Source organism: Candidatus Zixiibacteriota bacterium, assembly GCA_040752595.1.
Classification (GTDB): Bacteria; Zixibacteria; MSB-5A5; order WJJR01; family WJJR01; genus JACQFV01.
On the sequence record JBFMGX010000045.1, the window covers coordinates 33374 to 57739 of the forward strand.

The 24366-nt window shown below is 63.1% G+C and carries 36 protein-coding genes and 2 pseudogenes; 37 read left to right on the forward strand and 1 reads right to left on the reverse strand.

Translation table 11 applies throughout. From position 1 onward, the window contains the following. Positions 1 to 3: 3 nt before the first annotated feature. The 34 genes and pseudogenes from rplC (at position 4) to deoC (ending at position 18476) form a co-directional block, all read left to right on the forward strand. Complete coding sequence (gene rplC, locus AB1792_10610; protein MEW5702666.1) at positions 4 to 630, forward strand: 50S ribosomal protein L3; 627 nt, start codon at positions 4 to 6, stop codon at positions 628 to 630. A gap of 25 nt (positions 631 to 655) precedes the next feature. Next, positions 656 to 1288 (forward strand): 50S ribosomal protein L4, encoded by a 633-nt coding sequence (gene rplD / locus AB1792_10615; GenBank protein MEW5702667.1) that lies wholly within the window; start codon positions 656 to 658, stop codon positions 1286 to 1288. Then, a complete protein-coding gene (gene rplW, locus AB1792_10620; GenBank protein ID MEW5702668.1) occupies positions 1285 to 1578 on the forward strand; it encodes a 50S ribosomal protein L23 in 294 nt (97 codons plus the stop codon). The genes rplD and rplW overlap by 4 nt, the downstream gene beginning before the upstream one ends. A 47-nt stretch (positions 1579 to 1625) precedes the next feature. Further along, entirely contained in the window at positions 1626 to 2456 is an 831-nt protein-coding gene (rplB, locus tag AB1792_10625; protein ID MEW5702669.1) for a 50S ribosomal protein L2, read from the forward strand. A gap of 56 nt (positions 2457 to 2512) precedes the next feature. After that, complete coding sequence (rpsS, locus tag AB1792_10630) at positions 2513 to 2809, forward strand: 30S ribosomal protein S19 (protein MEW5702670.1); 297 nt, start codon at positions 2513 to 2515, stop codon at positions 2807 to 2809. A 40-nt stretch (positions 2810 to 2849) separates the two neighbouring features. Then, positions 2850 to 3281, forward strand: coding sequence for a 50S ribosomal protein L22 (gene rplV, locus AB1792_10635; GenBank protein MEW5702671.1), 432 nt, complete (start codon positions 2850 to 2852; stop codon positions 3279 to 3281). A 57-nt stretch (positions 3282 to 3338) separates the two neighbouring features. Next, the gene (gene rpsC / locus AB1792_10640; GenBank protein ID MEW5702672.1) at positions 3339 to 4127 is read left to right on the forward strand and encodes a 30S ribosomal protein S3; all 789 of its coding nucleotides are present in this window, start codon (positions 3339 to 3341) and stop codon (positions 4125 to 4127) included. Positions 4128 to 4150: 23 nt separating this feature from the next. Next, complete coding sequence (gene rplP, locus AB1792_10645; GenBank protein ID MEW5702673.1) at positions 4151 to 4570, forward strand: 50S ribosomal protein L16; 420 nt, start codon at positions 4151 to 4153, stop codon at positions 4568 to 4570. Between the two features lie 17 nt (positions 4571 to 4587). Then, positions 4588 to 4830: a 50S ribosomal protein L29 gene (gene rpmC / locus AB1792_10650; GenBank protein MEW5702674.1), complete on the forward strand. Its 243-nt coding sequence runs from the start codon at positions 4588 to 4590 to the stop codon at positions 4828 to 4830. Positions 4831 to 4842: 12 nt separating this feature from the next. Further along, positions 4843 to 5106 carry a 30S ribosomal protein S17 gene (rpsQ, locus tag AB1792_10655; GenBank protein MEW5702675.1) on the forward strand — a complete coding sequence of 88 codons (264 nt, stop codon included), beginning with the start codon at positions 4843 to 4845 and terminating at the stop codon, positions 5104 to 5106. Positions 5107 to 5124: 18 nt separating this feature from the next. Next, the gene (rplN, locus tag AB1792_10660) at positions 5125 to 5493 is read left to right on the forward strand and encodes a 50S ribosomal protein L14 (protein MEW5702676.1); all 369 of its coding nucleotides are present in this window, start codon (positions 5125 to 5127) and stop codon (positions 5491 to 5493) included. Between the two features lie 42 nt (positions 5494 to 5535). Continuing rightward, positions 5536 to 5745, forward strand: a pseudogene (gene rplX, locus AB1792_10665) (50S ribosomal protein L24). 154 nt (positions 5746 to 5899) lie between these two features. Next, positions 5900 to 6445, forward strand: coding sequence for a 50S ribosomal protein L5 (gene rplE, locus AB1792_10670; protein MEW5702677.1), 546 nt, complete (start codon positions 5900 to 5902; stop codon positions 6443 to 6445). Positions 6446 to 6485: 40 nt separating this feature from the next. Continuing rightward, the gene (locus AB1792_10675) at positions 6486 to 6671 is read left to right on the forward strand and encodes a type Z 30S ribosomal protein S14 (GenBank protein MEW5702678.1); all 186 of its coding nucleotides are present in this window, start codon (positions 6486 to 6488) and stop codon (positions 6669 to 6671) included. Between the two features lie 35 nt (positions 6672 to 6706). Next, positions 6707 to 7099 carry a 30S ribosomal protein S8 gene (rpsH, locus tag AB1792_10680; protein ID MEW5702679.1) on the forward strand — a complete coding sequence of 131 codons (393 nt, stop codon included), beginning with the start codon at positions 6707 to 6709 and terminating at the stop codon, positions 7097 to 7099. Positions 7100 to 7124: 25 nt separating this feature from the next. Then, the gene (gene rplF / locus AB1792_10685; protein MEW5702680.1) at positions 7125 to 7661 is read left to right on the forward strand and encodes a 50S ribosomal protein L6; all 537 of its coding nucleotides are present in this window, start codon (positions 7125 to 7127) and stop codon (positions 7659 to 7661) included. Between the two features lie 60 nt (positions 7662 to 7721). Next, positions 7722 to 8093: a 50S ribosomal protein L18 gene (gene rplR, locus AB1792_10690; GenBank protein MEW5702681.1), complete on the forward strand. Its 372-nt coding sequence runs from the start codon at positions 7722 to 7724 to the stop codon at positions 8091 to 8093. 80 nt (positions 8094 to 8173) lie between these two features. Beyond that, positions 8174 to 8722 (forward strand): 30S ribosomal protein S5, encoded by a 549-nt coding sequence (rpsE, locus tag AB1792_10695; protein ID MEW5702682.1) that lies wholly within the window; start codon positions 8174 to 8176, stop codon positions 8720 to 8722. Positions 8723 to 8734: 12 nt separating this feature from the next. Continuing rightward, entirely contained in the window at positions 8735 to 8923 is a 189-nt protein-coding gene (gene rpmD / locus AB1792_10700; protein ID MEW5702683.1) for a 50S ribosomal protein L30, read from the forward strand. A gap of 4 nt (positions 8924 to 8927) precedes the next feature. Beyond that, positions 8928 to 9422 (forward strand): 50S ribosomal protein L15, encoded by a 495-nt coding sequence (gene rplO, locus AB1792_10705; protein MEW5702684.1) that lies wholly within the window; start codon positions 8928 to 8930, stop codon positions 9420 to 9422. Between the two features lie 43 nt (positions 9423 to 9465). Next, a complete protein-coding gene (secY, locus tag AB1792_10710; protein ID MEW5702685.1) occupies positions 9466 to 10779 on the forward strand; it encodes a preprotein translocase subunit SecY in 1314 nt (437 codons plus the stop codon). 34 nt (positions 10780 to 10813) lie between these two features. Then, positions 10814 to 11377: an adenylate kinase gene (locus AB1792_10715; protein ID MEW5702686.1), complete on the forward strand. Its 564-nt coding sequence runs from the start codon at positions 10814 to 10816 to the stop codon at positions 11375 to 11377. Between the two features lie 37 nt (positions 11378 to 11414). Next, entirely contained in the window at positions 11415 to 12173 is a 759-nt protein-coding gene (gene map / locus AB1792_10720; GenBank protein MEW5702687.1) for a type I methionyl aminopeptidase, read from the forward strand. 1 nt (position 12174) lies between these two features. Further along, positions 12175 to 12393, forward strand: coding sequence for a translation initiation factor IF-1 (gene infA, locus AB1792_10725; GenBank protein ID MEW5702688.1), 219 nt, complete (start codon positions 12175 to 12177; stop codon positions 12391 to 12393). 13 nt (positions 12394 to 12406) lie between these two features. Next, positions 12407 to 12520 carry a 50S ribosomal protein L36 gene (gene rpmJ, locus AB1792_10730; GenBank protein ID MEW5702689.1) on the forward strand — a complete coding sequence of 38 codons (114 nt, stop codon included), beginning with the start codon at positions 12407 to 12409 and terminating at the stop codon, positions 12518 to 12520. 42 nt (positions 12521 to 12562) lie between these two features. Further along, positions 12563 to 12928, forward strand: a complete 366-nt coding sequence (rpsM, locus tag AB1792_10735; protein ID MEW5702690.1) for a 30S ribosomal protein S13 — start codon at positions 12563 to 12565, stop codon at positions 12926 to 12928. A gap of 55 nt (positions 12929 to 12983) precedes the next feature. After that, positions 12984 to 13376 (forward strand): 30S ribosomal protein S11, encoded by a 393-nt coding sequence (rpsK, locus tag AB1792_10740; protein ID MEW5702691.1) that lies wholly within the window; start codon positions 12984 to 12986, stop codon positions 13374 to 13376. Between the two features lie 50 nt (positions 13377 to 13426). Then, positions 13427 to 14056: a 30S ribosomal protein S4 gene (gene rpsD / locus AB1792_10745; GenBank protein MEW5702692.1), complete on the forward strand. Its 630-nt coding sequence runs from the start codon at positions 13427 to 13429 to the stop codon at positions 14054 to 14056. A gap of 25 nt (positions 14057 to 14081) precedes the next feature. Continuing rightward, a complete protein-coding gene (locus AB1792_10750; GenBank protein MEW5702693.1) occupies positions 14082 to 15089 on the forward strand; it encodes a DNA-directed RNA polymerase subunit alpha in 1008 nt (335 codons plus the stop codon). 37 nt (positions 15090 to 15126) lie between these two features. Next, entirely contained in the window at positions 15127 to 15621 is a 495-nt protein-coding gene (gene rplQ / locus AB1792_10755; protein MEW5702694.1) for a 50S ribosomal protein L17, read from the forward strand. A 79-nt stretch (positions 15622 to 15700) separates the two neighbouring features. After that, the gene (locus AB1792_10760) at positions 15701 to 16087 is read left to right on the forward strand and encodes a hypothetical protein (GenBank protein ID MEW5702695.1); all 387 of its coding nucleotides are present in this window, start codon (positions 15701 to 15703) and stop codon (positions 16085 to 16087) included. A 4-nt stretch (positions 16088 to 16091) separates the two neighbouring features. Continuing rightward, positions 16092 to 17291 carry a phosphopentomutase gene (locus tag AB1792_10765; GenBank protein MEW5702696.1) on the forward strand — a complete coding sequence of 400 codons (1200 nt, stop codon included), beginning with the start codon at positions 16092 to 16094 and terminating at the stop codon, positions 17289 to 17291. An 81-nt stretch (positions 17292 to 17372) separates the two neighbouring features. After that, positions 17373 to 17741, forward strand: a pseudogene (locus tag AB1792_10770) (cytidine deaminase). 63 nt (positions 17742 to 17804) lie between these two features. Further along, entirely contained in the window at positions 17805 to 18476 is a 672-nt protein-coding gene (deoC, locus tag AB1792_10775) for a deoxyribose-phosphate aldolase (GenBank protein ID MEW5702697.1), read from the forward strand. A gap of 91 nt (positions 18477 to 18567) precedes the next feature. Here deoC and AB1792_10780 read toward each other — a convergent pair whose 3' ends face one another. Then, the gene (locus tag AB1792_10780) at positions 18568 to 20658 is read right to left on the reverse strand and encodes a PBP1A family penicillin-binding protein (GenBank protein ID MEW5702698.1); all 2091 of its coding nucleotides are present in this window, start codon (positions 20656 to 20658) and stop codon (positions 18568 to 18570) included. Between the two features lie 262 nt (positions 20659 to 20920). Between AB1792_10780 and tyrS the strand changes: the two genes are divergently transcribed. The 3 genes from tyrS (at position 20921) to AB1792_10795 (ending at position 24176) form a co-directional block, all read left to right on the forward strand. Next, positions 20921 to 22156, forward strand: a complete 1236-nt coding sequence (tyrS, locus tag AB1792_10785) for a tyrosine--tRNA ligase (GenBank protein MEW5702699.1) — start codon at positions 20921 to 20923, stop codon at positions 22154 to 22156. A 110-nt stretch (positions 22157 to 22266) separates the two neighbouring features. Beyond that, a protein-coding gene (prfB, locus tag AB1792_10790; protein MEW5702700.1) for a peptide chain release factor 2 occupies positions 22267 to 23383 on the forward strand; the annotation gives its coding sequence in 2 pieces (ribosomal slippage) (positions 22267 to 22311 and positions 22313 to 23383; 1116 coding nt in all). Positions 23384 to 23462: 79 nt separating this feature from the next. Next, a complete protein-coding gene (locus AB1792_10795; protein ID MEW5702701.1) occupies positions 23463 to 24176 on the forward strand; it encodes a type 1 glutamine amidotransferase in 714 nt (237 codons plus the stop codon). The last annotated feature ends 190 nt before the right edge of the window (positions 24177 to 24366 follow it).

A 24366-nucleotide genomic window follows, 5' to 3' on the forward strand; every position in this document is an offset into this window, starting at 1 on the left:
ACGATGCGTCAAGTACTGGGAGTCAAGCGCGGCATGACCCGCCTGTTTTTGGAGAACGGTGACGCTGTCGGCGTCACGGTCATCGAGGCGGGGCCGTGCCCGGTTGTTCAAGTCAAGACCCAGGTCAAGGACGGATACGACGCGTTGCAGGTCGGGATGGGTTCGGTGCGCAAGTCGCGCGTCTCCAAGCCGATGCTGGGCCATCTGAAATCGGTGGATCCGCCCCGATGGCTGCGCGAAATCCGTCTGTCGGCCCCGGCCCAGCAGGCGGTGGGTGACTTGGTTCGGGTCGACCAGTTCAAGGCCGGTGAGCGTGTCGACATCATCGGCACATCGAAAGGGTTGGGTTTCCAGGGGGCGGTGCGGCGCCACAAGTTCGCGGGCGGACCCAAGACGCACGGGCAATCGGATCGCTGGCGCGCTCCGGGCTCGGTCGGCGCCAGTTCCTATCCCTCCCGGACCTTCCGCGGTCAGCGGATGGCCGGGCGGATGGGGAATGTCCGGGTCACGGTCTCCAACCTCGTCGTGGCCGCCACCCGTCCCGAAGAGAATTTGATCCTGGTGCGCGGCGCGGTGCCGGGTAAGCGCAATGCGCTGGTGATCGTGCGCGAGGCCAAGAAGCGAAAGTAGTGGTTCCTTTTCGAGATTGCGTGTGATGGAGATTACGGTTCCCCAGTATGACGCGCAGGGCGCGCTGGCCGGTTCGGTGAGTCTGCCGGATGCGCTGTTCGGTCAAGCGCCGCATGCCGGGGCGATGCACGCCTATGTGAAACGGTACCTGACCAACCAACGGCAGGGGACGGCCAAGACCAAGCAGCGGCATGAGGTCTCCGGCGGCGGCATCAAGCCGTGGCGTCAGAAGGGGACCGGGCGCGCCCGCTCCGGATCCAACACCTCACCGGTCTGGGTCGGCGGCGGCCGCGTGTTCGGACCGCGCGTTCGTCACCATCACGAGGAAATCCCTCGCAAGGTTCGCAAGCTGGCGTTGGTCTCCGCACTGTCCCTCAAGGCCCAGGGGGGCGCAGTTCGTGTCTGGGCGCGCCAGGAGATGGAGCAACCCAAGACCAAAGCCGTGGCCACGACACTCAGCAAGATGGGTGTCTCGGGACGGAAGACGCTGTTCCTCGATCAGGGGCTGCTTCCCAATCTGGACAAGTCGTGCCGCAACATCGATGGTCTGGTGCGGGTGCGGGCGGATCTGGCCAATGCCTATGAGATCATGCGGGCGCAGGAGCTGGTGATTTCGCCCGAGGCCCTGGCGCGCATGCGGGAGGTGTGGGTGTCATGAGGTACGATCCACGCCGCATCATCCGCCGGGCGCTGACGACCGAGAAGAGCGTCATCCTGCGTGAAGGGCGCCATTGCTTCGCTTTCGAGGTCGATCCCGATGCCAACAAGCTGGAGATCGGCCAGGCGGTCGAGGACCTGTTCAAAGTGAAAGTCGTCGACGTGCGCACCATCAATGTCCGGGGCAAGCTGAAACGTCTCGGGCGGTTTGCGGGTCGTCGTCCGGCGCGCAAGAAGGCGTACGTCACGATTCATTCCGAGGGGCACATCGAGCTGTTTGAGAAGACTTGACGGGTGTGGCGACCGCACCGCGTGCGGAGCCGTCACCGGCAACGGATATGGGCATCAAATCGTACAAGCCGACCTCGGCGGGGATTCGTCACCGGACGGTGCCGACCTTTGAGGAGATCACCAAAGATCGGCCGGAGAAGTCCCTGATCGTCGCGTTGCGGAAGTCGGGCGGCCGGAACAACAAGGGACGCGTGACGGCGTTCTGCCGCGGCGGCGGGCACAAGCGGTTCTATCGTCTGATCGACTTCCGGCGCGACAAGCGGAACATCCCGGCCAAGGTCACGGCCATCGAATATGATCCCAACCGCTCCGCGCGCATTGCGCTGTTGAACTATGCCGACGGGGAGAAGCGTTACATCCTGGCTCCGGACGGTCTGGCGGTCGGCGAAACGCTGATGGCGGGAGACGGCGTTGAGGTGAAGGTCGGCAATGCGATGCCGTTGTCGGTGATCCCTCTGGGTCTGTCGGTGCACAACGTCGAGATGCGCGAGGGCAAGGGGGGTCAGATGGCCCGCGCCGCCGGCGCGCAGGTGATCCTCGCCGCCAAAGAGAGTGGCATGGCGCACCTCAAGCTCCCCTCCGGCGAAGTTCGCCTGGTCCGTGAGCGGTGCTATGCCACGATCGGACAAGTCGGAAACCTCGACCATGAGAACCTGAGTTTGGGAAAGGCGGGTGCCAGTCGCTGGCGCGGACGTCGGCCCAGTGTGCGCGGCGTGGCGATGAACCCGGTCGATCATCCGATGGGCGGCGGCGAAGGACGTTCCTCCGGTGGCCGTCATCCCTGCTCCCCATGGGGGAAGAAGTCCAAAGGGTTGAAAACGCGAAAGAAGAAGAACCTGTCGAACAAGTACATCGTCAAGCGTCGCGGCAAGGCGTAGCCGGCGCCGAAGCGAAGGGTATGGAGATTGTGTTCGGCTGTTGAGGAGAGGGGTTCGTGGCGCGATCGTTGAAAAAGGGACCGTTTGTTGAGGAGAGCGTCCTCAGGGTCGTCAAGCGTCTCAATGAAGACGGGGAGAAGCGCGTCATCAAGACCTGGGCGCGGCGCTCGACCATCCCCCCGGAGTTCGTCGGGCACACGATCGCGATCCACAACGGGAACAAGTTCATCCCGGTCTATGTGACGGAGAACATGGTGGGTCACAAGCTCGGTGAGTTTGCGCCGACCCGCACATTCCGCGGTCATGGTGAGAAGAAGACGGAGAAGACAACGGGCCCGATCCACCGAAAGTAGGATTTCGGCGCAGCGGCTTGGTGGGTGAGCGATGGAAGGGATGGCCCAGTCACGGTTTTGTCGCGGTTCGGCGCGGAAGATGCGTCAGGTCGCGGCGTTGGTGCGCGGTCTGTCGGTCGACCGGGCGACGGCGATGCTGAAGCTGATGCCGAAGCAGGCGGCGGTGCCGCTGGCGAAAGTGATCGCCTCGGCCCGTGCCAATGCGCAGGCCGTGGAGGGTACAGCCCATCACAAGGCCGGGGATTTCGTGGTGACCGATGTCCGCGTCGACGGTGGTCCGCTGGCGCGGCGATTCCGAGCCGTCGGCATGGGCCGGGCCTATCGCATACGCAAACGGTTCTGCCACGTCCGGGTCGAGGTGTCGGATGAGGTGTCGGGGCACAAGCCCGCCGCCGTGGTGAAGGCGAAGGCAGAGGCAGCGTCGGCGAAGGATGGCAGGGGCGGCGCCAGGAAGAGCGCCGAAAAGTCATGATGATCGTGGGCATTGCCGCGCCGGAATAGGTCGGCGGGTGGTGCGACGGAGGCAGGTTTGGGACAGAAGACGAACCCCGTAGGTTTTCGTGTCGGCGTGATTCGCGGCTGGTCGTCGCGGTGGTTTGCGCAGCGCAATTTCGCAGATCTCCTGATCGAGGACCTGACGATCAAGAAGTACATCAGTCGCCGCCTGGAGAACGCGGGGATCGCGCGCATTGAGATCGTGCGCGCGCCCAAGCGCATCACGGTCGACATCCACACGTCCCGCCCGGGGATCGTCATCGGCCGCAAGGGCGCCGAAGTGGACAAGCTGCGTGAGGAGCTGCAACTGTTGACCAAGAAAGAGATCACGCTCAACATCATCGAGGTCAAGCGTCCCGAGTTGCGCGCCCAACTGGTGGCGGAGTCGATCGCGCGGCAACTGGAGGGGCGCATCTCCTTCCGTCGGGCGATGAAGAAGGCCCTGGCCGCCAGCATGAAGATGGGCGCGCTCGGCATGCGCGTTCAGTGCGGCGGTCGATTGGGCGGCGCCGAGATCGCGCGTTCGGAGAAATACATGGAAGGCCGGGTGCCGTTGCACACGCTGCGTGCCGACATCGATTTTGCGCGGGCGACGGCGAACACGACCTTCGGCACGATCGGCGTGAAGGTGTGGCTGTTTAAGGGTGAGGTCCTCGGCCCGGCCGATCGGACGGAGCGGGAAGAGGAGCCACCGGCCTTTGGGCGTGAGCGGGACCGCAAGGGTGCGCGGACCAGAAAACCGGGGGCGCGTTCGCGCCGTAAGCGTCCTGAAGAACGCGACAGCGAAGTGATGGAGGGGTCCGACACCTCGGCGGGTGCCTGAGGCGGTCCGGGTCATAAGGACACGTGCTTTCACCGAAACGCGTCAAACATCGCAAGCAGCAACGGGGCTCACGCCGGGGCAAGGCCTACCGCGGGGGCACAGTGGCCTTTGGCCAGTATGGGCTGAAGGCGATGGAGCCGGCTTGGATCACGAACAAGCAGATCGAGGCGGCGCGCGTGGCGCTGACCCGGCACATCAAGCGCGGCGGGAAGGTCTGGATCCGCATCTTCCCGGACAAGCCGGTGACGATCAAGCCGGCCGAGACACGCATGGGGAAGGGCAAAGGAAATCCGGAATACTGGGTCGCGGTCGTCAAGCCGGGGCGCGTTCTCTTTGAGCTCGAGGGGATTACCGAGGAGCTGGCGGCGACGGCCTTGGGTCTGGCGGCGGACAAGCTCCCCCTGAAGACCAAGTTTGTGAAGACGAAGGCGCTGGAGGCGTAGGTCCTCCTGAAATCCATATGGAGAAACTGGGTACCGATCGACTGCGAGAGATGTCGCACGCGGAGTTGTCGCGCGAATTGCGTGACTTGGAGGAGGAGTTGTTCAATCTGCGCGTGCGGAGATCCCTGCAACCGCCGGACAACCCGCTGTTGTTGCGGCAGCTGCGTCGCCAAGTGGCGCGGGTAAAGACGGTCATGACTCAACAGGCGTCGGGCGCCCGCGGCACCGTGTCTGGGTCCGGTGCCGGCGACCGGTCGTAGAGGAAGTCACCGATGGACGAAGCCAAACGCGCTGCGCGCAAGACCCGGGTCGGGATCGTTGTCTCCGACAAGATGGACAAGACGATCACCGTGAAGATCGACCGCACGCTGGCGCATCCGGGATACGGACGGGTCGTCCGCAGCAGCGCGAAACTCATGGCCCACGACCCCGATGGGCAGGCCGGCGTCGGCGACCGTGTCCTGGTTATGGAGACGCGCCCGTTGTCGAAGAACAAACGCTGGCGCCTGGTTGAGATCCTGGAGAAGGCGAAGTAGGCACGGCGGGACGCGACGATGATTCAGGAATACAGCCGACTGGTCGTGGCCGACAACTCCGGGGCCAAGGTGATCATGTGCTTCCGCGTTCTCGGGGGAACACGGCGGCGGTATGCGCGCGTCGGCGACCTCGTCATCTGTTCGGTGAAGGAGGCGGTGCCGGGTGGGACGGTCAAGCGCAAGGAGAAATGCCGGGCGGTGATCGTGCGCACGACGCGGCCGGTGCGGCGCAAGGACGGGACGTACATTCGGTTTTCCGACAACGCCGCCGTAATCGTGAATGAAGCCGGTGAGCCACGGGGCACGCGCATTTTCGGCCCGGTGGCGCGTGAGTTGCGCGAGCGGAACTTCATGAAGATCGTCTCGCTGGCGCCGGAAGTGCTCTGATGGTCGCGGATTGAACGAGACGGGATTGCGGGAAGTTGACCGATGGCGAAACGGATCAAAAAGGGCGACGTCGTCTCAGTCCTGGCGGGCAGCGACAAGGGCAAGACGGGGCGCGTGCTGCGGGTCTTCCCCGACAAGGGTCGGTTGGTGGTGGAGGGCGTGAATATGATCAAGCGCCATACACGACCGACTCAGCGGAATCCCAAGGGCGGGATCGTCGAAAAAGAGGCACCGATTCACATTTCCAATGTGAGGTTGCATCAGTAGATGCAGCGGTTGATGGTCGCGTGAGCGCGCGGTAACGAGTATTCTGATGGCGAAAGAGAAGAAGGCGGCGACGGAGAAGCCGGGCAAAGCGGACAAGCCGGCGAAGACGGAGAAGGTGGCCAAGGCGGCGCCGACTCCGGTGATTCCCCGTCTGCGCGAGAAGTACCGCCAAGAGGTCGCTCCCAAGTTGATGGAGCAGTTCGGCTTCACCAGCATCATGCGGGCGCCGCGGCTGGAGAAGATCGTCGTTAATCAGGGGCTGGGGGAGGCATTGGCCAATCCCAAGGTGATTGAGACGGCGGCCGGTGAGCTGGGACAGATCACGGGTCAGAAGCCGGTGGTGCGCAAGGCGCGCAAATCGATCTCGAATTTCAAACTGCGTGAGGGCGTGGCGATCGGGTGCTCGGTGACACTACGCGGTGCCCGGATGTATGAGTTCTTCGATCGGTTGACCAACGTGGCGCTGCCCCGCGTGCGCGACTTCCGTGGCGTACCGACGAAGTCGTTCGACGGCCGGGGTAACTACACCCTGGGGATCAAAGAGCAGATCATCTTTCCTGAGATCGACTACGACAAGATCGACAAGATCCGGGGGATGAATATTACGATTTGTACCACCGCCCGCACGGACGAAGAAGGTATGGAACTGTTACGGCTGATGGGGATGCCGTTCCGCCGGCGTTAGGGTACGTCTTCCCGAAGACGCCAGTCCGGACTGTGATGTTATGGCCAAGAAGTGTCTGATCGTCAAACAGAGGCGCAAACCGAAATTCGCGGTGCGCGCCTACACCCGCTGCCGCATTTGCGGTCGCCCGCGCGGCTATCTGCGTCGCTTTGGCGTCTGCCGCATCTGCTTCCGCAATCTGGCGCTGTCGGGCGAGATCCCGGGCGTCACCAAGGCGAGCTGGTAGGGCAGCGGTCTGGGAAAGAGTTGCAGATCATGTCGATGACCGATCCGATTGCGGACTTGCTGACACGCATTCGCAATGCGTCGCGGGCCGGGCACAAACGCGTCACCGTCCCCTCGTCGCGGATGCGGCGCGAGATCGTGCGCATTCTGCAGGAGAATCATTATGTCCGCGGATTCACCGAGCAGGCCGCCGGTCCGCAGGGCGAGTTGGTGATCCGTCTGCGCTACACGCCGGAGCAGGAACCGGTGATCAGCGGCCTGCGGCGGCTGTCGCGGCCGGGGTTGCGTCGCTATGCGTCCCGGGAGCAACTGCAGAAGAAGGCCCGGCAATTGGGTGTCACCGTCGTGACCACGTCGCGAGGCGTCATGACCAGCCAGCAGGCGCTGGCGCAAGGGGTCGGCGGGGAATTGCTACTGCACGTTTGGTGAGAATGGGGAATCCTGGGAGTCTGTCATGTCCCGAGTCGGCAAAAATCCCATCGCGATTCCAACCGGTGTAACCGTGACTGTTGATGGCGCGGCAGTGACCGTCAAGGGTCCCAAAGGAACATTGAGCCAGTCCTTTGATCCGGAGATGACGATCGCGGTCGAGTCCGGATGCGTGGTCGTACAGCGCCCGTCGGATCATCGACGGCATCGCGCGCTTCACGGTCTGACCCGGGCCCTGATCGCCAACATGGTGTCCGGTGTGTCGCAGGGGTTCCGCAAGGCGCTGGAAATCGTGGGCGTCGGTTTCAAAGCGGAGATGATGGGCAAGAAGCTGAACCTCACGGTGGGGTTTTCGCATCCGATTCTCGTGACGCCGCCGGATGGGATTCGTTTTGTGGTGGAGAATCCGACCCGGTTCGCCGTCGAGGGCGTCTCCAAGGAACTGGTGGGCGAAGTCGCGGCGCGCGTGCGTCGTTTCCGTCCGCCGGAACCCTACAAGGGGAAGGGAATCCGCTACGTAGGTGAGTATGTCCGTCGGAAGGCGGGCAAGACCGCCGCGTAGCCGGACGATGGGTGATGACCCGGCGCCGATTCCGGGGCCGGGCAGGACAGTGACAAGCACATGCCAGATCGCGTCGAGCTCAAGAAGATCCGCGGACGGCGTCGTCGGCTGCACGTGCGGCAACGCATAACAGGAACAACGGATCGTCCGCGCCTGACCGTGACGAAGTCGTTGCGTCACGTCACCGCGCAATTGGTGGACGACTCGACGCGACGGACTTTGGTCTTCTGGTCCACGATGTCACCGGGGGCCGTTCCGGCGGGTACGAAGCTGACGAAGACGGAAGCGGCCCGCCAGGTTGGGAAGAAGGTCGCCGAGTTGGCGATCGCCGCCGGGATCAAGTCCGCCGTGTTTGATCGCAACAAGAACCGGTACCATGGACGCATCCGGGCGGTCGCCGAGGCGGCGCGTGAGGCGGGGCTCGTGATTTGATGGGGCCGTGCGGTGTGTCACACAAAGTCACGATCTTGGAGCTGATGGCAATTGTCGCCTGACGACTGAGGAGAGATCGATTGTATCGCGGCACTCCTGATACCGGCGAGTTCTTGGAGAAGGTGGTCTACGTCAACCGTGTGGCCAAGGTGGTCAAAGGGGGACGGCGTTTCTCCTTCACGGCCCTGGTCGCGACCGGGGATCGCAAGGGAAAAGTGGGGATCGGACTCGGCAAGGCCGGTGAAGTCGCCGAGGCGATCCGCAAGGGACTGGAGTCGGCCAAGAAATCGATGGAATCGGTGGTGTTGCGCGAGGGGACGATTCCCCATCCCGTCGTGGGACGCGCCGGTGCCGCGCGGGTGGTGCTGCGTCCGGCTTCTCCCGGGACCGGTGTGATCGCCGGTGGTGCCGTACGCGCGGTGCTGGAATCGGCCGGGGTCCAGGACATTCTGTCCAAGTCGCTCGGCTCTTCCAATCCTCAAAACGTCGTTAAGGCGACCATGGATGGCCTGCGGCAATTGCGCCATGCGGACATCATCGGCAGATTCCGTGGCAAGTTGGCGGCAGAGGCGGGAGACGGCCAACGGGCCGCCGCAGCGCCGGCGCCGGTGCAGCCGACGGTCAACTGATCGGTGAGAACGATGGCAGCGAAACTGAGAATCACCTATGTACGCTCGGTCGCGCGCGGCATCCAGAAGCACCGTCGCACGATCCGTGCGCTGGGGTTCCGCCGTCTCTATCAGACGGTCGAGCATGGCGACACGCCGGTCATCCGTGGGATGATCGCCGCTGTGGCGCATCTGGTGAAGGTGGAAAGAGCAGACGGCTGACGGGATGAGCGAGAAGGCAGCGATGGATTTGTCGAATCTGCGGCCGCCGGCCGGTTCCACGCGTCGACGCAAACGCGTCGGTCGGGGGCCGGGATCGGGACATGGCAAGACTTCCACGCGGGGTCACAAAGGCCAGTTCTCCCGCTCGGGTGCCAAGCGTCGTTATGCCCGTGAAGGCGGGCAGATGCCGTTGCACCGGCGCCTGCCGAAGCGGGGTTTTTGGAATCCCTTCCGGGTGGAGTATCAGGTCGTGAATCTGTCCGACTTGGCGGAATCGGGCCTGACCGAACGGATTGATATCGACGGCATGCGGCGGCTGCGGCTCGTCCGGTCCAAGACCAAGCCGGTCAAGGTGCTGGGCAACGGAGAGATTGGCCGGGCCGTCGTCGTACAAGCGCACGCCTTTTCCCAGGCCGCCGAGGAGAAAATCGCCGCCGCCGGTGGGCGCTGTGAGAAGCTGATGCTCGAAGCCCCTGCGACGGGTCCAGCCAAGTCGTGATGGCCCACTCCCCCGCATCAACCATGAAGGATGACAGTCGGCCGTGCTGAACGCATTTCAAAACATATTCAAGGTTGAGGAACTGCGACGGCGGGTGCTCTTCACGTTGGGCATCCTCGTCGTCTACCGCGTCGGCGGGCACATACCGACCCCCGGGGTCGATGCGCAGGCGCTGGGAGCCTTCTTCGCCGGCGCCGGGAGCACGTGGTTCGGTCTCTACGACATGTTCGTGGGCGGCGCCTTTTATAAGGCGACGATCTTTGCGCTCGGCATCATGCCCTACATCTCCGCCTCGATCATCATTCAACTTCTCGGTACGGTGATTCCCCACTTTCAGCGCCTTCAGAAAGAAGGGGAAGAAGGACGCCGTAAGATCACGCAGTACACGCGCTACGGTACCGTGCTTCTGGCCGCGCTGCAGGCGTTGGGCACGGCCGTCTTCCTGGAATCGATCAATGCCGGTCAGGGTGTTCCCGTTGTTCCCAATCCCGGGTGGGGATTCAAGTTCCTCACCGTGGTGACCTTCACCTCCGGGACGATTTTCATCATGTGGCTGGGGGAACAGATCACGGAGCGCGGGATCGGCAATGGGATTTCCCTGATCATCTTCATCGGGATCATTGCCCGGTTCCCGCAGGCCATCTTCGACGAAGCCCGCGAGATGTGGTTCGGGCGGCGCGGCCTGTTCACCGAGTTGTTCCTGGTGGCATTGATGGTCGCGGTGGTGGCCGCCGTGGTGCTGGTCACCCGGGCGCAACGTCGCATCCCGGTGCAGTATCCCAAGCGGGTCGTCGGGCGCAAGGTCTACGGCGGCCAGGCGACGCACATACCTCTGTCGGTCAACACGGCGGGCGTGATTCCGATCATCTTCGCGCAATCGATCATGTTCGCGCCGCAGACCTTGATCTCGTTCTTCCCCAACGTCCAATGGGTGCAGGACCTCGGGTCGTACTTCAATCCCGGCGCGGTCGTCTACTCGGTCGTGTATGGGATCATCATCGTGTTCTTTGCATTCTTCTATACGGCGATCGTGTTCAATCCGGTCGACCTGGCGGACAACATGAAGAAGTACGGGGGATACATCCCGGGGATCCGTCCGGGCAAGCGGACCTCCGACTACATCGACAGGGTGTTGACGCGGATCACGCTCCCCGGTGCGATCTTCTTCGCCCTCGTGGCGATTCTGCCCTATATCATGATCCGCCAGGTCAATGTGCAGTATTACTTCGGCGGCACCGGGCTTCTGATCGTCGTCGGTGTGGCGCTGGACACGTTGCAGCAGGTGGAGTCGCATCTGATCATGCGGCACTATGAAGGTTTCATGAAACGCGGGAGGATACGAGGCCGCTCCATGTAGTGGATGTGGGGGTGCCTCAAGCGGGACTGGCGACATGCGATGGATTCTATTGGGACCGCCTGGATCGGGCAAGGGGACGCAGGCGAAGAAGCTGGCGGAGGCGTTCGGGGCCATGCATCTGTCGACCGGCGATTTGCTGCGCCAGGAGGTGTCGGCCGGATCGGACGTCGGTCGGCAGGCCCAAGCGTATATGGAGCGCGGCGATCTTGTCCCCGACCAACTGATCCTGATGATGATTCGCGGTCGGCTGGCCGCGCTGTCGAGTGGCCAGGGCTTCATCCTGGATGGTTTTCCGCGGACGGAGTCACAGGCGGTCGAGTTGGACCGGATGCTGGAAGGTCTCAACCTGGCGGTCGATCATGCCGTCCTGGTGGACGTCGGCGACCCGGAGGTCAAGAAGAGATTGGCGGGGCGGGCGCGGCTTGAGGGTCGCAGTGATGACAACGAGGCGGTGATTGAACGACGGTTGGACGTGTACCGGCGTCAAACCGCCCCCCTGATCGCCTACTATGACCAACGTGGGCTCCTGCTGCGGATTGACGGGGAACAACCGATCGAGTCGGTGTTTGCCGCTCTGGAGCGCGCCGGCCGGAGTTGAGAAGCGAACGACCCGGTGGCGGCGAGTTGAGGGATGAGTGATTTCGGTCAAGACGCGCGATCAGATCGAGCAGATGCGTCTGGCGGGTCGGCTGGTGGCCGAGACCCTCGACTTGGTCGAACGGATGATCCGACCGGGGATGAAGACGGCGGAACTGGACAAAATGGCTGAGGAATTCATACGCGCGCACGGTGCCGAGCCGGCCTTCAAGGGATACCTGGATTACCCGGCGACGCTGTGCATTTCCGTCGACGATGTGGTCGTCCATGGAATTCCGGGCGAGCGGGAATTGCGCGAAGGGCAGATTGTCTCCGTCGACGTCGGCGTGTGCCGGGACGGGTGGTACGGTGACGCGGCGCGTACGCTCAAGATCGGCGAGGTTCCGAGCGCGGCGGAACGATTGATGTCGGTGACGCAGGAGGCATTGCGGCGCGGCATCGCACAGGCACGCAGCGGACATCGCCTCGGCGACATTTCCGCCGCCGTGCAAACATATGCCGAGGAAAACGGGTATTCCGTTGTGCGTGATCTGGTGGGGCACGGAATCGGCCGGAAGATGCACGAGGAGCCGCAGGTGCCGAACTTCGGACGTCCCCACACCGGTCCGACGCTGAAGCCGGGGATAGTGCTGGCGATCGAGCCGATGATCAACGCGGGCGGCCCGAGGATTCAATTCGATGCCGACAAGTGGACGGTACGGACGGCGGATGGATCCCTGTCGGCACACTTTGAACATACGGTTGCCATCACGGAGAACGGCCCGGATGTGCTGACGGTGGTTGCCGGAGGCGTGTAGCGTGGCGAAAGAGCAGGCCATCACCGTCGAAGGAAAGGTCATCGAGCCGTTGCCGAATGCGATGTTTCAGGTTGAATTGGAGAATGGGCACAAGGTGCTGGCGCACGTGTCGGGCAAGATGCGCATGCACTTCATCAAGATCCTGCCGGGGGACCGGGTGACGCTCGAGTTGTCGCCCTACGACCTGACCCGGGGGCGGATCGTGTACCGCTACAAGTGATGGGACAACCGATATGAAAGTCCGTTCATCGATCAAGCCGCGCTGCGAGAAATGCAAGATCATCCGTCGCAAGGGCGTGATGCGGATCATCTGTACGAACCCGCGTCACAAGCAGCGTCAGGGGTAGGGTCCGTACGACCATTCAGTGTCGGGATAATCGGGAGGAACATTGGCACGTATCGCGGGCATCGACCTGCCCAAGGAAAAACGGATCGAGGTGGGTCTCCAGTACATCTTCGGCATCGGGCCGACGTCGGCCCGGAAGATCCTGGCCGCCACCGGCGTGAACCCGGACACGCGGGTTCACAAGCTGACCGACGAAGAAGTCGTGAAGCTGCGCGATGAGATTGAGGCGAACCACCGGGTGGAAGGCGCCCTGCGCGGCGAGGTGCAGATGAACATCAAGCGGCTGATCGACATCGGCTGCTACCGGGGCCTGCGGCACCGGCGGAACCTGCCGGTGCGGGGTCAACGCACGCGCACCAATGCGCGCACCCGGAAAGGTCCCCGGCGGGCGATCGGGCGTGGCAAGTAGATTCGGTATCGTTTCCATAGCGTAGTCGTTAGTGCTCTTGGAGCAGAGGTAGAGAGTGGCGGAGCCAAAAAAGAAGAAAGGCCGTCGCAAACGCGGACGGGTGGAACCCTTGGGGCGAGCGTTCATCCAGGCGACGTTCAACAACACCATCGTCACGCTGACGGACGCCAACGGGGAGGTGCTCGCCTGGTCCTCGGCGGGTCGTCAGGGGTTCAAGGGCTCGAAGAAGAGCACGCCATTTGCCGCTCAACAGGCGGCGAGCACGGCGGCGCGCGAAGCGATGGACATGGGGTTGCGCAAGGTGGAGATCTGCGTGAAGGGTCCCGGTTCGGGGCGCGAGGCGGCGATCCGCTCGCTGTCGGCCGCCGGGCTGGAAGTCTTGGCGATCCGGGACGTGACGCCTTTGCCCCACAACGGGTGTCGGGCGCCCAAGCGTCGGCGTGTGTAGCCGTCAAGCCGGCGGGAACATAGTCAAACGGGTTGGAGTAGGAAGGGTACATGGCGCGTTATCGGGATGCCAACTGCCGCTTGTGTCGGCGGGAAGGCGAGAAGTTGTTCCTGAAGGGGTCGCGGTGCATGTCGGACAAGTGCCCGATTGAGCGCGGTGCGGGCGCCCCCGGGCAGCACGGGACTTCGACCCGACGGAAAGGGTCGGACTACGGGCTGCAGTTGCGGGAGAAGCAAAAAGTGCGTCGGATCTATGGCGTTCTGGAGCGGCAGTTCCGCCAGTACTATGAGCGGGCGGCGCGGACGCGGGGCGTGACAGGCGAGAATTTGCTGGTGCTGTTGGAGCGTCGGCTGGACAACGTCGTGTATCGCCTCGGCTTTGCTCCCTCGCGCAAGGCGGCGCGGCAACTGGTCCGTCACCGTCATTTCACGGTCAACGATCGCATCGTCGACGTGCCGTCGTTTCTGGTGTCTCCGGGGGACGTGATGCGGGTGCGCGACAAGTCCAAGCGTCTGGAGCTCATCCACATGGCGCTGCGGGACACGGGGCGCACGACCGACCTGCCGTGGTTCCGCCTCGATAAGGCGCACCTCGAAGGTGAGATGCTCGCGTTGCCGTCGCGCGTGGAGATTCCCACGCCCACCCAGGAGCAGTTGATCGTCGAGTTGTATTCACGCTGATCGCGCCGGTGGAGGTCTGAAGATCATGAAGTGGAGAGCACTGACCATGCCGAGGGAGATCGTGGTCGACGAGACCACGCGGACGCCGACCTACGGCCGCTTCTACATCGAACCTCTCGAGCGTGGCTTTGGAAACACCATCGGCCATGCCCTCCGGCGGACATTGATCTCGTCGATTCAGGGCGCCGCCGTCACGGCGGTCCGCGTCGAGGGGGTCGTCCACGAGTTCTCCACGATCCCGGGCGTGTTCGAGGACGTGACCGACATCATTCTGAATATCAAGCAGATTCGCGCGCAGCTCTTCTCCGACGGGCCGGAGATGCTCGTCCTCGAGGTCGACCAGGTCGGGCGGTACAACGCGGGTCAGATCGAGGAGAACCCCAACGTCAAGATCGCCAATCCCGATCTGCATCTGTTGGAGTTGACCAAGGATGCGCGCGTGCGCATCGAGATGGATGTCATGCCCGGCCGCGGCTATACCATAGCGGAGCAGAACAAGCGGCCCGAGCAACCGGTCGGAACGATCCCGGTCGATTCGCTGTTCTCGCCGGTGATCAAGGTCAACTACACCGTCGAGAATACCCGCGTCGGCCAGCGGACCGATTACGATCGGCTGATCATCGACGTCTGGACCGACGGCACGCTTGTTCCTTTGGACGCCGTCTCCTACGCCGCCAAGATTCTCAAGGATCACTTCCAGTTGTTCGTGACTGTCGAAGAGGAGTTCGTCGAGGAGTCCTCCAGTGAGGTCGACGAGGAGACGTTGCGCATCCGCCAGCTTCTCAACATGCGGGTCGATGAGATGGAGTTGTCGGTACGGTCGTCGAACTGCCTGCGGGCCGCCAATATCATGACCTTGGAGGATCTGGTCAAGCGCACCGAGTCGGAGATGCTGAAGTACCGCAATTTCGGGCGCAAGTCCCTGACGGAGTTGAACGGCATCCTGGCGGAATTGGGGTTGCACTTCGGGATGGACGTCGAGAAGTACAAAGAACCCGCCTCGGAGGCGGTGATGGCCGAGCCCCTGGCATAGCCGGCCGCCCGGAGTCCACAATCAGAATCGAGTCACGATGAGACACCAACGCACAGTCCGCAAGCTGGGTCGGACCGCCGCACACCGGCGCGCTTTACTGGGGAACATGGCGACAGCGCTGTTTCGCGCCCACGCGGTCACCACGACCGTGCCCAAGGCCCGCGTAGTGCGCTCGGTCGCGGAACGGTTGATCACACTCGGCAAGCGCGGCGATCTGCACGCGCGTCGCCTGGCCGCTCGCCGCGTCAAGGATCGCTCGGTGCTGAAGAAGCTCTTCGAGGAGATCGCGCCGCAGTTCTCCGCACGTGCGGGCGGATACACCCGCATCATCAAGCTCGGCAGCCGCCGCGGTGACGGCGCCTCTCTGGCCCGGTTGGAGCTGCTTGTTCCCAAGGCGACCGTCCAGACCGACGAGAAGGACAAGAAGGAAAAGAAAGGCAAGAAGGCATCGGCCCCGCAGGGGAAGGACGGCGGAGAAACACCGGCGGCAAAAGGCAAGGGCCGTCGACAGAAGGCCGCCGCCGAGGAGTAGTGGCGACCGGCCATCGACTTCTGCGGGCAATCCGGAATGGATTGCCCGTTTCGTTTCTGGTTCTGCGTGGAATCGCGTGATGAAGACGCCTGGTCGCGATGCCCGATCGACCATCGCCGTGGTTGTAATCGCTGTGGCGATCGTGATTGGCGGCTCGATCGGCCTGGTTCGCTGGCGCAACGGTGGCCGCCAGCTGACTCCTGCGATTACGTGGGCCGCCGAATCGCTCCTGCAGATCCCCGATTCCGTCGCGGCGGCAGTCTTCCCCCTCGATGCATTTGCCGTGGCGCGGCAGCGATTCTGTACGCAGCTACGGGGGGGGACGCTGCCCGTCGATTCCGTGCGATCGTTCTATCAGGCGTATGCCTTGTGGGTTCGGGACGGCGTCATGAGCGCAGAGGACGTGGTGCAGTTGGGGCGGTTCTTGGGGCTGTCGCCGGACTTAGAGCAGACATTGCCCCGCTGATTTCATGAATATCCGTCGAGCCATCGTCATCGTCCTCGATGGGTGCGGCATCGGTGATGCGCCGGATGCGACAGCATTCGGCGATGAGGGCTCGAATACGCTGGCGAACACCGCGCGTGCGGTCGGCGGACTCGATTGTCCGAATCTGGCGCGATTGGGACTGGGACACCTGCACGACATCGCCGGTGTGCCGCCAGTGCCGTCACCGATCGGCTCATACGGGAGAATGAAACAACGCGCCGCCGGCAAGGACTCGACCTCCGGACATTGGGAGTTGATGGGGGTCACGCTGACGGAACCGTTCCCACTGTATCCGCACGGATTTGGGCGCCAGATCCTCGACCCATTTGTCGCGCGTACCGGGCGCGGGGTGATCGGCAACTGCCCCGCCTCCGGCACGCAGATCATCGCCGATCTCGGTGAGCGTCACTGCCGGACCGGCGAGTGGATCGTTTACACATCCGCGGATTCGGTGTTCCAGATCGCGGCGCATGAGGATGTCGTGCCGATCGAACAACTGTACTCGGCCTGCCGCATCGCGCGCGAGATTCTCCGGGGGCCGGATGCCGTTGGACGCGTGATCGCCCGACCGTTCGTCGGCACGCCCGGCGCGTTTGTACGTACACACAGACGCCGCGATTTCTCACTGGAGCCGCCGGAGCCCACGGTTCTCGACCGGTTGATGTCCGCGGGAATCCCCACCGTGGGAATCGGCAAAATCGACGATCTCTTCGCCGGACGCGGATTATCCGTGAAGATCCATACCCATGATAATATCGATGGTATGGAACAGACGATCACGGCCATGGCGGAGGTCCCGGACGGTCTGATCTTCGTCAACCTGGTCGAGTTCGACATGGTCTGGGGGCACCGCAACGACCCGCGGGGATTCGCCGACGGGTTGGCGCAGTTCGACCGCCAGTTGGGTGTGCTCTTGCCGCGATTGACCCCGGCCGACGTGTTGTTTCTCGTCGCCGACCATGGCGTCGACCCGACGACCCCGTCCACCGACCACTCCCGCGAGATGATTCCACTTCTGGCCTATGGTCCATCGCTGCGGGCCGGTGTGAATCTCGGCGTGCGGGAGACCTTTGCCGACCTGGCGGTGACCTTGCTCGATATATTCCCGCGGGCGGCGACCGCACCGGTGACGGGGGCGTCGAGTTTCTGGGGGGAGTTGGTCAACGTGAATCCTCCCATGTGAGGTGCGGATTCAGGATTGGCGAACAAGGGGCTTAAGCCCCTTGTTTACCCTCACATCCATGTGATTGATCGATACGTGGGAATGAGCGAGACAGTGACACCGACCGATTCCGAGCGACGCGCGCTCGACTTGGCCCGCGCCGCGCAGCAACATGCGCATGCGCCCTTCTCGGGGAAGCATGTCGGCGCGGCCGTGATCACACAAGACGGGGCGATATTCGCCGGGTGCAACGTTGAGAATGGTACCCACGAACTCGACATTTGCGCCGAGCACAATGCCATCACGACCGCCGTGGCGGCCGGTCACACCGAGTTCGTCACGGTCGTTGTGATCGCGCCCGATGAGCGGTTCTGGCCGCCGTGTGCCTCGTGCCGAGAGGTGATCATGGCGTTTGGCCCCGATCCCCTCGTGCTGATGTCGACCCGCGACGGACGTTCATGCCGCGCCCGGCTGTCGCAGTTGCCGACTCGGCCATTTGCAGACGAGAAGGACGGAATCACGCGCGAAGCCCCGATCCCGGTCCCACGTCTGACAGCGAAGGAGTTGGCGCGACATATCGATCACACCAATCTGGCGCCTGACGTCACAACGGTCCAGATCGTAACCTTGTGCGCCGAAGCACGTCAGCACGGATTCGCTGCCGTCTGTGTCAACCCCGCACATGTCGCGACCGCCGCCGCCGAGCTAAGGGCTACGAGTGTGGCCGTCTGCGGCGTTGTCGGTTTTCCCACCGGCGCCCACGAGACCCAGATCAAGGTCGCGGAGGCGGTGTCATCTGTCCGCAACGGCGCCCGCGAGATCGACATGGTCGCCCATGCGGGTTGGTTGAAAGACGGGGATGTCCGTCGCTACGTCGAGGACATCCGTGCGGTGCGTTACGCCATCGGGGACGTTCTGATCCTCAAGGTGATCATCGAAGCCAGTCTCCTTGAACCGGCACAAATCGAACGAGCCGCGCTGCTCGCCGTTGAAGGCGGCGCGAACTTCGTGAAGACCTCCACCGGCGTCTACGGCCGGGCGCGATTGGAAGATGTCCGTCTGCTGCGTCGCATCCTCCCGCCCCACATCAAAATCAAAGCCGCCGGCGGCATCCGCACGTACGAGACCGCCTGCGCCTTCATCGCCGCCGGAGCGGAGCGGATCGGGACGTCGTGCTCGATGTCAATCGTCCGCTCAGTGTCGTGATCGAGTTTTGCAAGTCCCGGATGCCCTGCCCATACGGTGTGCTGAAGAGGCGGGCGGCCCATGTGGCCGCCCCTACGAACACGTTGCGATCCTACAGCCGCAACCGTCGCGGTCTGTGCCGTCGCCAGCGATCGTGGATGGGGCAGGTGTCGAGCGTGTCGGCGGGATTGGTGAAGACTTCCTCGCGGTTGGCGGGGCAGTCCTCGACCGCGCGTTTGTTGGAGTCCTGGCAGACCATGATCGTGTAAACGCCCTCGGGCGCGACGAAGTCACCCGCGGGCAGATCGCGGGTGGCGTACTTCATCACTTCGGTCCAGATCGGCAGTGCCGTGGCGGCGCCGGTGCCTGTGTGATACCCACCGATCGGCGTTTTCAGATCATACCCCACCCAGACGCCGCAGGTGATCTGCGGCGTGAAGCCGACGAACCAGTTGTCCATATACTCGTTCGACGTGCCGGTCTTCCCGGCCGCGGAACGCCAGAATCCACGCGAACGGGCGCTGGCGGCGGTGCCGGAGTCGATGACCGACTTCATCGTGTGCAAGACGACATAGGCGGTCTGCGCCGACAGAACCTCTTCGCGCCGGGGCGCGCTGCGTTCCTCGATCACGCGGCCGAATTGATCGGTGATGCGACGAATCTGCGTCGGGTCGGTGCGGATGCCGCCGTTGGGAAAGACCGAATACGCCTCCACCATGTCAGAGAGCGTCACCTCGGAGCTGCCGATCGCCAGCGACGGCACCGGGAGCAACGGCGTGGAGATCCCCATCTTCTCGGCGTAGAAGACCGCGCGCTGGACATCGATCTTTTGCAGGAGACGGACAAAGACGAGGTTGCGCGACTCGCGCAGCCCGTAGTGAATCGTCACCGGCCCCTCGAACTTGTTGTCGAAGTTCCCGGGGTTGTAATCCGGCGCCCCGGGGATCTTGATCAGCACCGGCGCATCGAGGATCGTGTCCGAGGGCCTGAATCCCGCCTCGACGGCGGCGGTCAGGATGAACGGCTTGAACGCCGACCCCGGTTGGCGCAGCGCCTGGGTGACCCGGTTGAACTGGCTTTCGCCGTAATCGTACCCGCCGACCATGGCGAGAATCGCGCCGGTCTCGTTGTCCATGACCATGATCGCCGCCTGCATCTTCTTGCGCACGCGTACACGTCGGCCGGACGTGGAATCGTAGACCAGATAAGTATAAACGGGATCGTTGGGACCATGACGCGCCGCGGCGACACCGCGCAGTGAGTCCAGGCGGTATTGAACCGTCCGCTCCGCCACGCGTTGGATGCCGGGATCGAAGGTGGTGTAGATCGACCACCCCTCGGTGTACAGCGCATCTTCGCCGTAGGTCCTCTCGATGTAGCGACGGATCTCCTCGGCGAAGTAATCGCCGATCTGGGTCGGCGCCTCGGCGGTATGCAGCTCGATCGGCAGCGCGCTCAGGGAGTCGCACGCGGTCTGGTCGAGGTCGCCGACTGTGGCCAACGAGCGGAGGACGACATTGCGACGCGCCCGCGCGCGTTCCCGATTGCGCAATGGTGAGTAGGCCGACGGTGCCGGCAAGAGACCGACCAGGACGGCTCCCTCCAGCAGCGACAGTTCCTCGGTGTGTTTGCCGAAATAGGTCTGCGCCGCCGCCTCGATGCCATAGGCCCCCGAGCCGTAGTAGCTGTGGTTGAGGTACATCTCGAGGATCTCATCCTTGGCATAGACGCGCTCGAGCTTGATCGCCACCATCCACTCTTTGATCTTCCGCTCGATGGTCCGCTCCGGCGTGAGGAAGAGCTGACGCGCCAACTGCTGCGTGATGGTTGAGCCCCCCTGCGGGCGCCGACCGATCAGAGGACGGATGACGACGCCGCGGAGGATCGCAGTCCAGCGCACGCCCCAGTGATCGTAGAACTCGCGGTCCTCCGTGGCGATGAGCGCGCGCACGACGTGCGGCGGCAGTTTGCTCAATGGCGTGAGGACGCGACGCTCGGTGTAGAACTCATAGAAGGGTTGGTCATTGCGATCAAACAGCCGCGTCGACAGGCGGGGTTTGAAGCTGTAGACCTGCTCGATGGACGGGAGTTCTTGGCCGTACCGCCATAGAGTGGCAACCACCCAGGCGCTCAGGGCCGCGCCGATCGGCACGACAACCAGCAGGGTTATGAGAATGAGTCGTCGGGAACTGCTCTTGGCCATCAATGTGTCGGACCTGCGCCACGCACAGTGAATCGTTGGATGACATTGCCCGCCCCAGCAGAGCAGACCGTGATTGGTCGGGCGGGATTTGGGTTGGCTTGCATGCTGGTTTCTACGCGTAATGCAGCCGCACGATCACCGCCGGCCGCAAATGGCTCAACCTTGTCGCCGTGATCATCAGGGTCAAGGAAAAAGCCCTTGTGACTCTCCGCAGCATGACCGTATCATGGCCAAACCCGTTAGAACAGCGGGAGTTGACACCATGGCATTGCCCCCGTTGCCGGTCCAATTGGAGATCATCCGCTCAGGTACTGTTGAAGTCCTGCCCGAGGGTGAACTCGAGAAGAAGGTCGCCCGCAGCATCGCCGAGAATCGACCTCTGCGGGTCAAACAGGGTTTTGATCCCACCGCCCCAGACATCCACCTCGGACACACAGTCGGACTGCGTAAGTTGAAGCAATTTCAGGACTTGGGGCACCAGATCGTGCTGATCGTCGGCGATTACACGGGGATGGTCGGAGACCCCTCCGGACGTTCGGCGACCCGTCCGCGACTGCAAGAGGACGAAGTGCGCGCCAATGCCGAGACCTACCAGCGGCAGTTCTTCAAGGTCCTCGACCGGACCAAGACCGAGGTACGCTATAACGGTGAGTGGTTCGCCAAGATGTCGTTCAGCGAGATCATGCATCTGGCCTCGCGGATCACGGTGGCCCGGATGCTGGAGCGCGATGATTTCGAAACGCGGTTCCGGGCCGGGGCGCCGATCTCCATCCACGAGATGTTCTACCCCTTGATGCAGGCGTACGACTCGGTGGCGATCCATGCCGATATCGAAATCGGCGGCACCGATCAGAAGTTCAACCTGCTGACGGGGCGGCAGATTCAGGAGGACTACGGTGTCGAACCGCAAGCGATCCTCACGTTGCCGATTCTGCCCGGCACCGACGGCGTGCAGCGGATGAGCAAGTCGACCGGTAACTACATCGGGATCGACGAGTCACCCGGCGAGATGTTTGGCAAGACGATGTCGGTCCCCGATGCGCTGATTGCTTCGTATTTTGAGTTGGTGACCGATGTTCCGGTCGCGCGGGTGGCGGAAGTGAAGCGACTCCTGTCGGATGGTCAGGCCAATCCGCGCGACTTGAAGCTGGAACTGGCGGAGACACTGGTGCGTATGTATCACGGGCCCGATGCGGGCAGGAAGGCGCGCGACGAATTCGTGCACCAATTCTCAGAGCGCCGCGCGCCGACGGAGATCGAAACGCATCAGATCACCACGAGCGCGCCGAGCCTGCGTCTGGCCGAGATCGTCGTCGACTCGGCCCTCGCCGGGTCGCTGAGTGAAGCCAAGCGCAAGATCCAGCAGGGCGGCGTGCGCATCGACGATGTCCCCCACGCCGACCCGCAGGAGATGGTGTCCACCGCGCAGCCGTTTGTGCTGAATGTGGGCAAGCGCTTCTACAAGCGGATTGAATTCGTCCGCGAGGCATCGAAGTGATCAGTAGGGCAAGAGCCCTGTGCTCTTGCCGCGTCACTTGTCAGGAGCACAGGGCTCCTGACCTACGCGACTGAATTCACCCGCAAAGAATCGAAGGGAACCCGATAAGCATGGAGACATTGGACGCGATCTCCGAGAAACTGGCGCGGCTGCGGAGGTTTCTTTGACATCGAGGGGCTGCAAGCGCGCATCGCCGACTTGGAGGCGAAGACCGGGGTCGACGGATTCTGGAACGATGCCGATGCGGCGCGTCGCACGTTGAAGGAAATCGCGCTGGCCACATCGTGGGTCGACGAATTTCATTCACTCTCCCAGCAAAAGGACGACCTCGCCACGTTGCACGAGATGGCCGTGGAGGAGTCGGATGAGGCCGCCCAGGCCGAGGCCGTCTCAGAGGCCGCGGCGCTGGCCGAGAAGGTCGCCGCCTTCGAGTTCAAATCGCTGTTGACCGGTGTCGACGATCACAACGATGCCATTGTCACGATTCACTCCGGCGCCGGGGGGACCGAGTCGTGCGACTGGGCCGAGATGCTCCTGCGCATGTACACGCGCTGGATCGAGCGGCATGGATTCCAGTACGATACGCTTGACTACACATCGGGCGAGGCGGCGGGCATCAAGTCGGCCACATTGGAAGTGAAGGGTGAATTCGCCTATGGCTTCCTCAAGGCAGAGGTCGGCGTGCACCGCTTGGTGCGGATTTCCCCCTTCGATGCCAACAAGCGGCGACACACGTCGTTCGCCTCGGTATTCGTCCTCCCCGAAGCGGAAGCAGATGTCCCCATCGAGATCAAGGAAGATGACCTCCGCGTCGACACGTTTCGCGCCTCCGGCGCCGGCGGGCAGCATGTCAACAAGACCTCCTCGGCGGTGCGCATTACCCACATCCCCACGGGAATCGTAGTACAGTGCCAGACCGAACGCTCCCAGCACAAGAACCGCGACTCGGCAATGAAGGTGCTGCGCGCGCGGCTCTATCAATTGGAGCGCGAGAAGGAAGAGGCGCGTCTGGCCGAGTACACGAAGACCAAGAAGAAGATCGAGTGGGGCTCGCAGATTCGCTCGTATGTCTTCCAACCCTATCAGATGGTGAAGGACCACCGCACCAACGTGGAAACCTCCAATGTCCAGGCCGTGATGGACGGCGATCTCGACGCATTCATTGAAGGTTTCCTCAGCCACGGGCAGGCGGATGTGGTGGGTGCGTCAGCGGCACCGCCGGCGTAGGGGCGCGGCGTGCTTGTCCGCCTCTGGCGGGCCGTGCCCATCCCTTCGGCGAACCCTTATCAGATCGCCTGCACGACTCATGTCCATCCTCATCATCCAGAATTGCCCGGTCGAAGATCTCGGTCGCTATGCCGCCTGTCTCGACGAGTGGCGGCTTGAAACGCAGGTCATCCATCCGTACGCCGGTGACCCTCTGCCGGCATCGACGGACTACGATGCCATCCTGATCGGCGGCACGCCGGCATCGGCGTATGAGTTGCACCGGCATGATGAACTCCGCCGGGAATCGGAGTATCTGGCGCGCGCGATCGCTCTACGTGTCCCCTGTCTGGGAATCTGCTTCGGAGCGCAACTGCTCGCCCAGCTCCTTGGCGCGACTGTCAGTCGCTCACCGGTGAAGGAGATCGGTGGATATGTAGTGACACTGACTACCGCGGGACGCAACGATCCTCTTCTGGCCGGCTTCCCGCCGCGCTTCCCGGTCTTCCATTGGCACGGCGATACATTCGCAGCACCCGTAGGTGCGCAGTTGTTAGTCGAAGGAGTCGACTGTCGCAACCAGATGTTTCGCCGCGACTCCGTCGTCGGGGTGCAATTCCATCTGGAAGCGCGTCCGGAGGATGCCGCCGCCTGGGCGGACGCCTACGCGGCGGAGCTGGCCGCTTTCGGAAAGACCAAGTCGCAGGTCGTGGATGAATGTCGCGCCAAGGACGCGGAGATGGCCCAGCTCACGCGGTTGTTACTGGCAAACTTCCTACAAGGCGTCGCGGGTCTGTCGTTGCCCCACGCGTAGCAGGTGTCGAAAACCCCACGCCCAGGAGGACAGACATTCTTGTCTGTCCAGGACAGGCAGGAATGGGCCTGTTGAAAAACCCTTGCCGTCTGGGGGCGGATGTTGTTGTTGGGTTCATGCAGACGAAGCGTGAGAAACTGGGCTATGAGATGATGCTGTTGCCGTCGCTGGAGGAGTTTGTGCCGGCGAA